12 protein-coding genes are annotated in these 12,045 nt (G+C 62.5%); 5 read left to right on the plus strand and 7 right to left on the minus strand.

The features are described from left to right. Positions 1–12 precede the first annotated feature (12 nt). The 6 genes from argR to acs all read right to left on the minus strand — a co-directional run bounded on the left by argR (position 13) and on the right by acs (position 6,638). Positions 13–993 (minus strand): transcriptional regulator ArgR, encoded by a 981-nt coding sequence (gene argR / locus AC25MA_RS17140; RefSeq protein ID WP_028691068.1) that lies wholly within the window; start codon positions 991–993, stop codon positions 13–15. Positions 994–1,096: 103 nt separating this feature from the next. Further along, entirely contained in the window at positions 1,097–1,861 is a 765-nt protein-coding gene (locus AC25MA_RS17145) for an ABC transporter ATP-binding protein (protein ID WP_023630946.1), read from the minus strand. A 22-nt stretch (positions 1,862–1,883) separates the two neighbouring features. Next, a complete protein-coding gene (locus AC25MA_RS17150) occupies positions 1,884–2,582 on the minus strand; it encodes an ABC transporter permease (protein WP_050706737.1) in 699 nt (232 codons plus the stop codon). Next, positions 2,579–3,268, minus strand: a complete 690-nt coding sequence (locus AC25MA_RS17155; RefSeq protein WP_028691070.1) for an ABC transporter permease — start codon at positions 3,266–3,268, stop codon at positions 2,579–2,581. Before AC25MA_RS17155 ends, AC25MA_RS17150 begins: the two co-directional genes overlap by 4 nt. A gap of 91 nt (positions 3,269–3,359) precedes the next feature. After that, positions 3,360–4,145 (minus strand): ABC transporter substrate-binding protein, encoded by a 786-nt coding sequence (locus AC25MA_RS17160; RefSeq protein WP_028691071.1) that lies wholly within the window; start codon positions 4,143–4,145, stop codon positions 3,360–3,362. Positions 4,146–4,676: 531 nt separating this feature from the next. Then, positions 4,677–6,638 (minus strand): acetate--CoA ligase, encoded by a 1,962-nt coding sequence (gene acs / locus AC25MA_RS17165; RefSeq protein ID WP_486972233.1) that lies wholly within the window; start codon positions 6,636–6,638, stop codon positions 4,677–4,679. A gap of 406 nt (positions 6,639–7,044) precedes the next feature. Between acs and AC25MA_RS17170 the strand changes: the two genes are divergently transcribed. Then, entirely contained in the window at positions 7,045–7,299 is a 255-nt protein-coding gene (locus AC25MA_RS17170; RefSeq protein WP_023630669.1) for a DUF2790 domain-containing protein, read from the plus strand. Positions 7,300–7,481: 182 nt separating this feature from the next. Here AC25MA_RS17170 and AC25MA_RS17175 read toward each other — a convergent pair whose 3' ends face one another. Further along, positions 7,482–9,041, minus strand: coding sequence for a sigma-54-dependent phenylalanine hydroxylase transcriptional regulator PhhR (locus AC25MA_RS17175; protein WP_028691073.1), 1,560 nt, complete (start codon positions 9,039–9,041; stop codon positions 7,482–7,484). Between the two features lie 256 nt (positions 9,042–9,297). Here AC25MA_RS17175 and phhA point away from each other — a divergent pair, with 256 nt between their 5' ends. The 4 genes from phhA to AC25MA_RS17195 all read left to right on the plus strand — a co-directional run bounded on the left by phhA (position 9,298) and on the right by AC25MA_RS17195 (position 12,041). Beyond that, positions 9,298–10,086 (plus strand): phenylalanine 4-monooxygenase, encoded by a 789-nt coding sequence (phhA, locus tag AC25MA_RS17180; RefSeq protein WP_062360651.1) that lies wholly within the window; start codon positions 9,298–9,300, stop codon positions 10,084–10,086. A gap of 38 nt (positions 10,087–10,124) precedes the next feature. After that, positions 10,125–10,481, plus strand: coding sequence for a 4a-hydroxytetrahydrobiopterin dehydratase (locus AC25MA_RS17185; protein ID WP_028691075.1), 357 nt, complete (start codon positions 10,125–10,127; stop codon positions 10,479–10,481). Continuing rightward, positions 10,478–11,674, plus strand: coding sequence for an amino acid aminotransferase (locus AC25MA_RS17190; protein ID WP_213883127.1), 1,197 nt, complete (start codon positions 10,478–10,480; stop codon positions 11,672–11,674). Before AC25MA_RS17185 ends, AC25MA_RS17190 begins: the two co-directional genes overlap by 4 nt. A gap of 238 nt (positions 11,675–11,912) precedes the next feature. Then, entirely contained in the window at positions 11,913–12,041 is a 129-nt protein-coding gene (locus tag AC25MA_RS17195) for a hypothetical protein (RefSeq protein WP_256582346.1), read from the plus strand. The last annotated feature ends 4 nt before the right edge of the window (positions 12,042–12,045 follow it).

Here is a 12,045-nt window from a genome sequence, read left to right on the forward strand (position 1 = left end):
GAAGGAAGGTCTTCAGCCCCGCTCGGCCGGCGCCGAACTCAGCTCGAATGGGCTGCTGCTGCGCCGCTGGTTACGGTCTTCACGCGGCGTGGCGCCAAAGAAGTTGCGGTACGCACTGGAGAAATGCGGCCCCGAGGAGAACCCGCAGGACAGCCCGATCTGGATGATCGACTTGCTGGTCTGCATCAGCATCTGCCGTGCCTTGTTCAGGCGCAGCTCCAGGTAATACTGACTGGGCACTCGATTGAGGTACTGCTTGAAAATCCGCTCCAGCTGGCGACGGGACACGCACACATGCTGGGCGATCTCGTCGGTGGTCAGCGGCTCCTCGATATTGGCCTCCATCAGCAGCACCGCCTGGGTGAGCTTGGGATGACTGGAGCCCAGGCGATTCTGCAGCGGAATGCGCTGGCGCTCGCCGCCTTCACGGATACGCTCGACCACCAGCTCTTCGGACACCGCGCCCGCCAGCTCCGCGCCATGATCGCGCGCCAGCACCGCCAGCAACAGGTCGGTCACTGCCATGCCACCGCAGGCCGTCAGGCGGTCACGGTCCCAGTCGAACAGATGACTGGTGGCGATCACCTTGGGGTAGCGCTCGGCGAAATCATCCTGCCAACGCCAGTGCACCGCGGCGCGGTAGCCATCGAGCAGGCCCAGCGCCGCCAGCGGGTACACGCCGGCGGACAGGCCACCGATCATGCAGCCGCTGCGCGCCAGTTGCTTGAGCGCGGCGGACAGCGACGATCCGATTGTCACCGGCGGCTCATCGGCCAGCAGGAACAGTTTGTGGCAACCCTCGAGACGACCGTTCCATGCCTCGCCCGGCAAGCGCCAGGGGCCCTCCTGCCCGGCTTCGGCCTGCAGATAGCTCAACTCGTAGACCACGTCCGGATGCACCCGCTGGGCCACCTGCAGCACCTCTTCAGCCAACGCCAGGGTCAGCGGCTTGGTACTTGGCCAGATGAGAAATCCGATTCGCTGGGTGGTCATAGGGCGTGGTCCGAAACCTGGAAGGAAGGGTTCGCGCTTGTGGCGCGAGGGCATGCCGCGCGGATGGCGCAGCATGCCCCATTAGGGTGCAAATGTGCAGCGATTACTTCAAGCTGCCGGAAAGGAACTGCTTGAGGCGCTCGGACTGCGGATTGACCAGCACCTCGCGCGGGCAGCCGCGCTCCTCCACCAGCCCCTTGTGCAGGAACACCAGCTGGTTGGACACCTCGCGGGCAAAGCCCATCTCGTGAGTGACCACGACCATGGTGCGGCCTTCCTGGGCCAGCGACTGCATGACCTTGAGCACATCGCCCACCAGCTCCGGGTCGAGCGCCGAGGTCGGTTCGTCAAACAGCATCACCTCAGGCTCCATGGCCAGGGCGCGGGCGATGGCCACGCGCTGCTGCTCGCCGCCGGACATGTGGCCAGGGAAGGCATCCTTGCGATGGGACACGCCGACCTTCGCCAGGTAGTGCTCGGCCTTCTCCAGCGCTTCCTTCTTGTTCACCCCCAGCACGTGCACCGGCGCTTCGATGACGTTCTCAAGCGCGGTCATGTGCGACCAGAGGTTGAAATGCTGAAACACCATCGACAGCCGCGAGCGCATGCGCTGCAGTTGTTTCGGGTCGGCGGCCTTGAGCGCGCCGTCCTTGCCGGCCACCAGCTTGAGCTCTTCGTTGTTGAGCAGGATCTTGCCCGCGTGCGGCTGCTCCAGCAGGTTGATGCAGCGCAGGAAAGTCGATTTGCCCGAACCGCTGGAGCCGATGATGCTGATGACGTCGCCTGCCTTGGCTTCGAGGGAGACGCCCTTGAGCACCTCATGGCTGCCGTAGCGCTTGTGCAGGTCTTGGATTTGGAGTTTGTACATGCTGTCGGATCTCACAGAGCGGTCAGTGCTTGCGCGGCGCCAGGTAGCCGAGCCAGCGGCGTTCGGCCATCTTGAACAGGCGCACGAGGATGAAGGTCAGGCACAGGTAGAACACGCCCGCCGTGATGTAGGCCTCGAAAGGCAGGTAGTACTGGGCGTTGACCGTGCGCGCGGCACCGGTGATGTCGATCAGGGTGACGATCGACGCCAGGCTGGTGGTCTGCAGCATCATGATCACTTCGTTGCTGTACTGCGGCAGCGCCCGGCGCAGCGCCGAAGGCAGGAGGATGCGGCGGTACATCTTCATGCGCGACATGCCGATGGCCTTGGCCGCCTCGATCTCGCCGTGAGGCGTGGCCTTGAGGCTGCCAGCGATGATCTCGGCGGTGTAGGCGCTGGTGTTGATGGCAAAAGCCAGGCAGGCGCAGAAGGTCGCGCTGGACAGCCACGGCCACAGGAAGCTTTCGCGCACCGCCTCGAACTGGGCCAGGCCGTAGTAGATCAAAAACAGCTGCACCAGCATCGGCGTGCCGCGGATCACGTAGGTGTACAGCCAGGCGCTCATGTTCACCAGCGGCTGCTTGGAGACGCGCATCAAGCCCAGCGGAACAGCCGCCAGCAGACCGAACAGCAGCGACAGCGCCAGCAGCTTGAGGGTGGTCAGCAGGCCGCCCAGATAAAGCGGCATGGCCTCCCAGATGACGTTGTAGTCGAAGATCATAGTTCAGCCGCCTTGACGCCCACCGAGTAGCGCTTCTCGAGATACTTCAGCGCCAGCAGCGAGACACTGGTCAGCACCAGGTACAACGCCGCCACCGCGAGGAAGAAGGTGAAGGGTTCGCGGGTGGCGTCCGCCGCCTGCTTGGCCTTGAACATCATGTCCTGCAGGCCGACCACCGAAATCAGCGCGGTCGCCTTGGTCAGCACCAGCCAGTTGTTGGTGAAGCCAGGGATCGCCAGACGGATCATTTGCGGCACCATGATGCGGAAGAACACCTGGACACCGCTCATGCCATAGGCCGCGCCCGCCTCGGCCTGCCCCTTGGGAATACCCAGGAAAGCGCCGCGGAAGGTTTCCGAGAGGTAGGCACCAAAGATGAAGCCCAGGGTGCCGATGCCGGCGACCAGCGGGTTCAGGTCGATGTAGTCGTCATAGCCGAGCAGCGGCGCCACCCGGTTGATGATGTCCTGGCCGCCGTAGAAGATCAGCAGGATCAGGACCAGGTCAGGGATGCCACGGATCACCGTGGAATACAGATCCCCCAGCCAGGCCAGCCAGCGCACCGGCGACAAGCGCAGCGCGACGCCGATCAGGCCGAGGACGATGGCCAGGGCCATCGACGACAGGGCGAGCTGCAGCGTCAGCCACGCCCCATCGAGGATGACTGCCCCATAGCCTTTCAACATGATTCGAATTCCTCAGGGCTTGGGAATGAAAAATGGTGCAAACCTCAGAGATTCTGCTGTTTGCACCATTGCACAGGTGAAACTCGAGGGCTTACTTCGAGTCTGGACCGTAGATATCGAAGTTGAAGTACTTCTTCTCGATTTCTTTGTATTTGCCGTTGGCGCGGATAGCGTCGATGGCCGCGTTAATGCGCTCGGCGTTGGCGGTGTCGCCCTTGCGCACGGCAATGCCGACACCGTCACCGAAGTACTTGGTATCGGTGAAGGCCGGGCCTACGAAGGCGAAGCCCTTGCCGGCGTCGGTTTTCAGGAAACCGTCTTCGAGCAGGGTGGCGTCGGCCACGGTACCGTCCAGGCGACCGGCGGCGACGTCCAGGTAGATTTCGTTCTGGGTGCCGTAAGGCACGACGGTAGCGCCTTGCGCGCCCAGGACTTCCTTGGCGAAGCGATCATGGATGGAGCCGCGCTGCACGCCGATCTTCTTCCCCTTGAGCTCAACCAGGCTGTCGCTGACGGCAGTGCCTTCCTTCATGACCAGACGCGCCGGGGTGAGGTAGTAGCGCTTGGTGAAGTCGACCGACTTCTTGCGATCATCAGTGATCGACATGGACGAGAGGATGGCGTCGATCTTGCGCACTTTCAGCGCAGGAATCAGGCCGTCGAACTCCTGCTCGACCCAGGTGCACTTGGCTTTCATCTGTTCGCACAGGGCGTTGCCGATGTCGTAGTCGAAGCCGGCGAGGCTGCCATCGGGTTGCTTGAAGGCGAAGGGTGGGTAGGCGGCCTCGATACCGATCTTCAACGGCTTCTCATCGGCCTGCGATACCAGGGAAAACACGGAAAGCGCCAGGGCGCCAAGCAGTGCGAGCTTCTTCATCAGGTAACTCCATCGGTACGGGGCAATACAAGGCAGTTGTAACGGCTGCCCGATATGCGAATGGGTACAGCGCGAGCCGCGCAGGTTTCGACCAAGGTCGCAGACCACGAGCGAGTGAGTGGCATTCTAGCGACAGCCCGGTGGTCGATATTTCTTCAAAGCGACAACTAATTACAGAAGCGCCAGGAACCGCGGCGGGCGATATTGACAGCTCCTGCGAGATATGCAAGAGCAAAAGAGAAATAACCTATACCCAAAGCAATAAGCGGGCCCATTATTGGCAAAGCCTTGTATTCCGGCAAGTGCAGCGTGCGACCCCGCACAAAATGCTCGCAGCAATGCACTCAAATGGCACGCGAATGTTTCCACAAGCCCCGCATTTGGGCGAAATCGGTGACAGCCAGGGTTACCGATGGATGTCGGAGTAACAGTCGGTATCAGTAAAGCAAAAACCCCGCCGGGCATGGGCGGGGTTTTTGCTGATGACCGTATCGCGGGAAAGGTCCACCCCCACGATTGCGATGCTTCAACTCAAGCGGTGGCCAGACTCATCGCCTTGTGGGTGTCGATCAGGTGCTGCACCACCCCTGGGTCGGCCAGGGTGGAGATATCACCCAGCGCATTGTACTCGCCGGTGGCGATCTTGCGCAGGATGCGGCGCATGATCTTGCCCGAGCGGGTCTTCGGCAGTCCCGGTGCCCACTGGATCACATCCGGCGAGGCGATCGGGCCGATCTCCTTGCGCACCCAGTTCTTCAGCTCCTGGCGCAGTTGCTCGCTCGACTCCTCGCCGGCGTTGAGGGTGACATAGACGTAGATACCCTGCCCCTTGATGTCGTGCGGCACGCCCACCACGGCCGCCTCGGCGACCTTCGGATGCGCCACCATCGCGCTCTCGATCTCAGCGGTACCCATGCGATGCCCTGAGACGTTGAGCACATCATCGACACGGCCGGTGATCCAGTAGTAGCCGTCTTCGTCGCGGCGGGCACCGTCACCGGTGAAGTACATGCCGCGGAAGGTCTTGAAGTAGGTGTCGACGAAACGGTCGTGGTCGCCGTACAGCGAACGCGACTGGCCCGGCCAGGAGTCGAGGATCACCAGGTTGCCCTCGGCGGCGCCTTCGATCAGGTTGCCCAGGTTATCCACCAGCGCTGGCACCACGCCGAAGAACGGACGCGTCGCCGAGCCCGGCTTCAGCGCGGTGGCGCCCGGCAGCGGGCTGATCAGTACACCGCCGGTCTCGGTCTGCCACCAGGTATCGACAATCGGGCAACGTTCCTTACCGACGGTCTTGTAGTACCAGTTCCAGGCCTCGGGGTTGATCGGCTCACCCACCGAGCCCAGCAGGCGCAGACTGGAGCCATCAGCACCGGCCACCGCCGCCTCGCCCTCGGCCATCATGGCGCGAATGGCGGTCGGCGCGGTGTAGAGGATATTGACCTTGTGCTTGTCGACGATCTTCGACACCCGGGTGATGTCCGGGTAGTTCGGCACGCCCTCGAACAGCAGTGTGGTGGCGCCATTGGCCAGCGGGCCGTAGACGATGTAGCTGTGGCCGGTGACCCAGCCCACATCGGCGGTGCACCAGTAGACCTCGCCCGGACGGTAGTCGAACACGCGCTCGTGGGTCAGCGCGGCATACACCAGGTAACCGCCGGTGGTGTGCAGCACGCCCTTGGGCTTGCCGGTGGAACCGGAGGTATAGAGGATGAACAGCGCCTCCTCGGCGCCCATCTCTTTCGGCGCGCAGTGGCTGGAAGCAACCTTCATCAGGTCTTCGTACCAGATGTCGCGGTGCTGGTGCCAAGCGATGTCGCCACCGGTGCGCTTGCACACGATGATCTTCTGTACGCTGTTGGTTTCAGGGTTGGTCAGGGCCAGGTCGACATTGGCCTTGAGCGGGGTGCGACGGCCACCGCGCAGGCCTTCGTCGGCGGTGATCACCACTTTCGACTTGCAGTCGATGATGCGCCCGGCCAGCGCCTCCGGCGAGAAGCCGCCGAACACCACCGAGTGGATCGCGCCGATGCGGGCACAGGCCAGCATGGCGACCACGGCCTCGGGGATCATCGGCATGTAGATGGTCACCACGTCACCACGGTGCACATCCTGGCCACGCAGGGCGTTGGCGAACTTGCAGACCTGCTCGTGGAGCTCGCGATAGGTAATGTTGCGGTGTTCGGAAGGGTCGTCGCCTTCCCAGATGATCGCCAGCTGGTCGCCGCGCTCGGCGAGATGGCGGTCCAGGCAATTGTAGGAAACGTTCAGAGTGCCGTCGGCGAACCACTTGATGTCGACATGGTGGTCGTCGAACGAGGTCTGCTTGACCTTGGTGAAAGGCTTGATCCAGTCCAGACGCTGGGCCTGCTCGCGCCAGAAGCCGTCCGGGTTGATCACCGATTGCTGGTACATGGCCTTGTAGGTGGCCTCGTCGGTCAGGGTACTGGCCGCAACCTCGGGACGAACGGGATACAGTGGAGCCGCACTCATCTGTGTTACCTCGGTGTAATAGTTGTTTTTGTATGGAACCGTTTGTAACTGTACCAGAGCGGCCAAGACCATTCGACGTTGGTAGTAACACGACGGGTCGTCGACCTACCGATCGGGCGCGACCGCTCTAGTACATGGCATGCAGCCATCGTCGAGAGGAAAAGAAAGGGTTTCGACGGGGATTGTTACAGATTCTGTCAAAAGACTTTATCAAAACCCCCTCTGTTTCAGCCGTGGGCGCCCCCCTAAAATTCATCTCGCCAGCAACGGCAACGCGATTAACTTGGTAACAGCCCCCACGAAGGCAGCGTTAATCCGTATCTCATCCCGATAGTTGAAACTTGCTGTACTCGCGGCGCCATAAGCGCCGCGTGCCACCTCACGACCTTAGACAGGTAACTTGAAAATGAAAGCTTTACTGGTATTGGTACTTGGCGGTTTTTGCGGCGCGGCATTGGCCGGCGAAGCAAAAGATGTCGAGCAGATTCCGGTTGAACAGTACAGTTATTCGCAGCACCTGGACATCGCCCGCGTCATCTCCATGAGCGAAGTGCCAAATGTCTGCGAAGTGGTGCCGGCCCGTATGACCTACGAGGACTCCCAGGGCCAGAAGCATATTCTCGAATACCGCGTGATGGGGAACGGTTGTTCCAACGGCTGAGGCGACCGCGCCAATCTCAAGCCTTGCGCGATCCCTGAGCGGCCTTGTGTCGCGAAAGGGCCGCAAAGCGGCCCCGGCGATCTTTGCATGCTGCTAAAACCCCGGGGCTGCTACGCAGCCCTTTCGCGACACAAGTCCGCGCCCACAAGACCAAGTGTAACTTTCAAGGCAATTAGCCACGCTCACTCCCCTGACTTGCTCAACGAATAATCCCGCAACTTGTTGGCAATGGTCGTATGGGAAACCCCCAATCTTTTCCCCAGCGCCCGGCTACTTGGAAATTCACTCATCAAACTTTCCAATACCGCCTTTTCAAACCGCCCGACAATTTGCGAAAGATCGCCATCCAGGGAAAACTCGCCCAATGGCTGGCGTGCGCCATAATCCGGCAAACGGATATGTTCGCTCTTCACCACCCCACCCTCGCACAACGACACCGCCTGGAACAGCACGTTCTCCAGCTGGCGCACGTTGCCCGGCCAATGATATTGAGCAAGCTTGTCCATCGCCGCCGGTGCCAAGCGCGGCATCGGGCAACCGATCTGCCGGCTGGCCTGGTCAAGGAAGTGCTGCACCAGCCCCTCCAGGCCATCCATGCATTCGCGCAGCGGCGGAATATGCAGCGACAGCACGTTGAGGCGATGGTAGAGGTCCTGGCGGAACTCGCCCCGGGCACATAGCTCGGACAGGTCGACCTGGGTCGCGCAGATCACCCGCACATCCAGGTACACCTCTTCGTCACTGCCGACCCGGCGGAAACAGCCATCCTGCAGAAATCGCAGCAGCTTGACCTGCAAGCGCGGGCTCATCTCCCCGACGCCATCGAGGAACAGCGTGCCACCGGCGGTAAGCTCCAGCAGCCCCAGCTTGCCTTCGGCACGCGCGCCTTCGAACGCCCCCGGGCCGTAGCCGAACAGCTCGGTTTCGGCCATCGACTCCGGCAGGCCGGCGCAGTTGAGCGCCATCAGCGGCGCCTGGCCACGGGGGCTGGCCAAGTGGCAGGCGCGCGCCAGCAATTCCTTGCCGGTACCGGTCTCGCCCTCGATCAGCAGCGGCGCATCCAGCGGCGCCATGCGCCGCGCCTCGCGCACCACCGCAGCCATCACCCGCGAGCTCTGGAAGATGCTGTCGAAGCCTCGCAGCTCCTGCTTGCGCACGTTGTAGATACGCTCGCCGATGCGATCGGCGCGATGCAGGGTGATCACCGCACCCGCCAGGGCCTCGCTGTCATCATGCTCCGACTGCAATGGCGCGATATCAGCGAGGAACACATCGCCCTTGACCTTGATGCGCAGGCCGTTGATGCGCGACTTGTTGGCGCGGATCAGCTCCGGCAGATCGAAGTCCTCGACATAGCGCGACAACGGAATGCCCGGCACCTCGTCCACCCGCACCCCGAGCAACTGTGCCGCGCCACGGTTGGCGGCAACGATGCTGCCGCCCATGTCGATCGACAGTACCGGGAAATCCAGCGCGCCCAGCAACGCGTTCAGCTCCATGTGTCGGCGCTCGCTGGGCATCAGGCCGACGCGCTTGACCCCGAACACCCCGGCGATCGACTCGAACTTCGGCCGCAGCGCCTGGAACTGCAAGTTGATCAGGTTTGGGCAGTGCAGGTAGATGGCGTTGCCATGATCGCCGCCCACCTCGCCGCGCAACACGTTGATGCCGTACTCCACCAGCAGGTTGAGGATATCCCGCAGGATGCCGATGCGGTTCTGGCAGTGCACTTTGATACGCATGAAAGGTCTCGAAGCGGCCAAGGTTTTTACTCGGCACGCGGAAAATTCGTAAAGATAAACTGACAGAATTACCCTTCTGCCCAGCTCGATACCCGTGATTTTCCGGCACAAGGGCATTTTTGTAAAATTATCGTTACGATTTCAGGACCAGCGGATAGCCATAACTGGCCTCAACCCCGGTGCAAAGCCGCGTTTGTAGGGATATTCCTAAGGTATGTCCTGTACATAACAAGAACGCCCTCACCAGGAGAGCCACATGAAACAGACGCAATACGTGGCACGCGAGCCCGATGCGCATGGTTTTATCGACTACCCGCAGCAAGAGCATGCGGTGTGGAACACCCTGATCACTCGCCAACTGAAAGTGATCGAAGGCCGGGCATGCCAGGAATACCTGGACGGCATCGAGCAGCTCAAGCTGCCCCATGACCGCATCCCCCAACTCGGCGAAATCAACAAGGTGCTGGGCGCCACCACCGGCTGGCAGGTTGCCCGCGTGCCGGCGCTGATCCCTTTCCAGACCTTCTTCGAGCTGCTGGCCAGCAAGCGCTTCCCGGTCGCCACCTTCATCCGCACACCCGAAGAGCTGGACTACCTGCAGGAGCCCGACATCTTCCACGAGATCTTCGGTCACTGCCCGCTGCTGACCAACCCCTTCTTCGCCGAATTCACCCACACCTACGGCAAACTCGGCCTGGCGGCGACCAAGGAACAGCGTGTGTACCTGGCGCGCCTGTACTGGATGACCATCGAGTTCGGCCTGATGGAAACCGCGCAGGGTCGCAAGATCTACGGCGGCGGTATCCTCTCCTCGCCGAAGGAGACCGTCTACAGCCTGTCAGGCGAGCCGGAGCACCAGGCCTTCGACCCGATCGAGGCCATGCGCACGCCGTATCGCATCGATATCCTGCAGCCCCTGTACTTCGTCCTGCCGAACATGAAGCGCCTGTTCGACCTGGCCCACGAAGACATCATGGCCATGGTCCACCAAGCCATGCAGCTGGGCCTGCACGCACCGAAGTTTCCACCCAAGGTCGCCGCCTGAGCGCCCCTGTCGATAACAACTCAAACCGGAAAACACCCATGAATGCCTTGAACCAAGCCCACTGCGAAGCCTGCCGCGCCGATGCGCCGAAAGTCACCGACGAGGAACTGGCGGAACTGATCCGCGAGATCCCGGACTGGAACATCGAAGTCCGCGACGGCCACATGGAGCTCGAGCGCGTGTTCCTGTTCAAGAACTTCAAGCACGCCCTGGCTTTCACCAATGCCATTGGCGAAATCGCTGAAGCCGAAGGCCATCACCCGGGCCTGCTGACCGAATGGGGCAAGGTCACCGTGACCTGGTGGAGCCACTCGATCAAGGGCCTGCACCGCAACGACTTCATCATGTGCGCGCGCACCGACGAAGTCGCCAAGACCGCCGAAGGGCGCAAGTGATGCACTTCGCAGCCATCGGCCGGGTCCCTGGCGACCCGATCCTCGGGCTGATGGAGGCCTACGCCCGCGACGCCAACCCGGCCAAGTTTGACCTGGGAGTCGGCGTGTTCAAGGACGCCCAGGGTCTGACGCCGATTCCCGCGGCGGTCAAACAGGCCGAGCAGCGCCTGGTCGAACGCCAGGCCACCAAAAGCTACATCGGCGGCCATGGCGACGCGGCGTTTGGCCGCCTGGTCAGCGAACTGGTGCTGGGCAGCGACTCGCCGCTGCTGGCCAGCCAGCGCGCCGGCGCGACCCAAACCCCGGGCGGCACCGGTGCCCTGCGCCTGGCCGCGGAGTTCATCGCCCATTGCCTGCCGGGGCGTGGCATCTGGCTAAGCGACCCGACCTGGCCGATCCACGAGACGATCTTCGCCGGCGCCGGGCTCACGGTGTCCCACTACCCCTACGTGGGCAAGGACAACCGCCTGAACGTCGACGGCATGCTCGCCGCGCTGGAACAGGCAGCGCAAGGCGATGTGGTGCTGCTGCACGCCTGCTGCCACAACCCGACCGGCTTCGACCTGGGCCAGGACGACTGGCGCGCGGTGCTCGACATCGTCAAGCGCCGCAACCTGCTGCCGTTGATCGACTTCGCCTACCAAGGCTTCGGTGACGGCCTGGAAGAAGACGCATGGGCGGTGCGCCTATTTGCCGCCGAACTGCCAGAACTGCTGGTCACCAGCTCCTGCTCGAAGAACTTCGGCCTGTACCGCGATCGCACCGGCGCCCTGCTGGTGTGCAGCCACGATGCCGAGAAACTGCTGGATGTGCGCAGCCAATTGGCGTTCATTGCGCGCAACCTGTGGTCGACGCCACCGGACCATGGCGCCGCGGTGGTCGCCGAGATCCTCGGTGATCCGGCGCTCAAGGCGCTGTGGGTCGAGGAAGTGAACGCCATGCGCCAGCGCATCGCCGAGCTTCGTCTAGGCCTGGTGCAGGCGCTGGCCCCACATGGCCTGGCCGAGCGTTTCGCGCACATCGCCGCGCAACGCGGGATGTTCTCTTACACCGGGCTGAACCCCGAGCAAGTGCGCCTGCTGCGTGAGCGGCACAGTGTGTACATGGTCGGTACCGGCCGGGCGAACATCGCCGGGGCGGATGCACGACGCCTGGAGCAATTGGCGGCGGCCATCGCCGACGTCTGTCGCTGATATCTGGCCGATGTGGCGTGGGAGCGGGCTTGCCCCGCGATAGTGCTATCGCGGGGCAAGCCCGCTCCCACGCGCCCTCCTGAAGCTCCCCTTGACCGATAGCCGACCGCTTGAACCGACCAGCGCCCGGCAAAAATCTCAAACTGTCACCCAGACTGCTGTATCCTGCCCCAGCTTTTCGAAGCCACACATGCGCCCTGGCGCCGCCTTTTCACTCACACTTGCGAGGAACGACGAGATGCATGAAATCCCGAATCTTCCCTTCCCAAGCCTGAACCCCGAAGAGCAATCCGTTGCCGCCCACGCCGAACCGACGCCCGCCGTCGACCAGGACGGCGATGATCAATCCAGCGCCGACCAGGAATAACCCG

Source organism: Pseudomonas sp. P65(2024), from assembly GCF_057480955.1.

Excerpts from the sequence above, each read along its gene's own strand:
- AC25MA_RS17185 (WP_028691075.1), top strand. The coding sequence starts at position 10,125 with ATGAATGCCTTGAACCAAGCCCACTGCGAAGCCTGCCGCGCCGATGCG.
- AC25MA_RS17170 (WP_023630669.1), top strand. The coding sequence starts at position 7,045 with ATGAAAGCTTTACTGGTATTGGTACTTGGCGGTTTTTGCGGCGCGGCA.
- AC25MA_RS17150 (WP_050706737.1), bottom strand. The coding sequence starts at position 2,582 with ATGATCTTCGACTACAACGTCATCTGGGAGGCCATGCCGCTTTATCTG.
- argR (WP_028691068.1), bottom strand. The coding sequence starts at position 993 with ATGACCACCCAGCGAATCGGATTTCTCATCTGGCCAAGTACCAAGCCG.
- AC25MA_RS17155 (WP_028691070.1), bottom strand. The coding sequence starts at position 3,268 with ATGTTGAAAGGCTATGGGGCAGTCATCCTCGATGGGGCGTGGCTGACG.
- acs (WP_486972233.1), bottom strand. The coding sequence starts at position 6,638 with ATGAGTGCGGCTCCACTGTATCCCGTTCGTCCCGAGGTTGCGGCCAGT.
- AC25MA_RS17195 (WP_256582346.1), top strand. The coding sequence starts at position 11,913 with ATGCATGAAATCCCGAATCTTCCCTTCCCAAGCCTGAACCCCGAAGAG.
- AC25MA_RS17175 (WP_028691073.1), bottom strand. The coding sequence starts at position 9,041 with ATGCGTATCAAAGTGCACTGCCAGAACCGCATCGGCATCCTGCGGGAT.
- AC25MA_RS17145 (WP_023630946.1), bottom strand. The coding sequence starts at position 1,861 with ATGTACAAACTCCAAATCCAAGACCTGCACAAGCGCTACGGCAGCCAT.
- AC25MA_RS17160 (WP_028691071.1), bottom strand. The coding sequence starts at position 4,145 with ATGAAGAAGCTCGCACTGCTTGGCGCCCTGGCGCTTTCCGTGTTTTCC.
- phhA (WP_062360651.1), top strand. The coding sequence starts at position 9,298 with ATGAAACAGACGCAATACGTGGCACGCGAGCCCGATGCGCATGGTTTT.